The following is a 409-nucleotide window of genomic DNA, read 5'->3' as shown; positions in this document are numbered from 1 at the left end:
CACTTTAATTGTGACGTTGAATCAACACAACAACATTTAAGATAAATATTTTATTAAGCTATATAGTTTCAATCTATATATAATTAGTTAATTTGTATTGGTCTGAAAATAATTCAAACTATACAATTATATTAAGTTTTCAGATTTTTCTAAATTAAAATAATGATTCATCTCATTAAGGGGAAGATGCATCATACAGTTTTGTGTATTCATTTAAACAAAGGGGTTGCTTTAATGAATCAATATCATTCTAATGCACAACAACCAAGTGCATGGCGTTTTTTTGTCTATAGTTTAGTGGGCATACTATGTTTCTTTATTCCTTTTACGATTAATGGTAACAACACTATTTTCGTCGATCATGTTCATCTAGCCATTCGCTCAATCATAGGTCCACTTATGCCATATG

General features: G+C 28.6%; 1 pseudogene. It reads left to right on the top strand.

Annotated features, from left to right (window positions below):
• Positions 1 to 234: 234 nt before the first annotated feature.
• Positions 235 to 409: pseudogene (locus tag KDK95_RS39065) on the top strand (YjiH family protein); the annotation flags it as partial.

Origin of the sequence: Actinospica acidithermotolerans (assembly GCF_018139625.1) — a bacterium.
Lineage (GTDB): Bacteria > Actinomycetota > Actinomycetes > Streptomycetales > Catenulisporaceae > Actinospica > Actinospica acidithermotolerans.
This window is presented reverse-complemented; position numbering and strand designations above follow the sequence as displayed.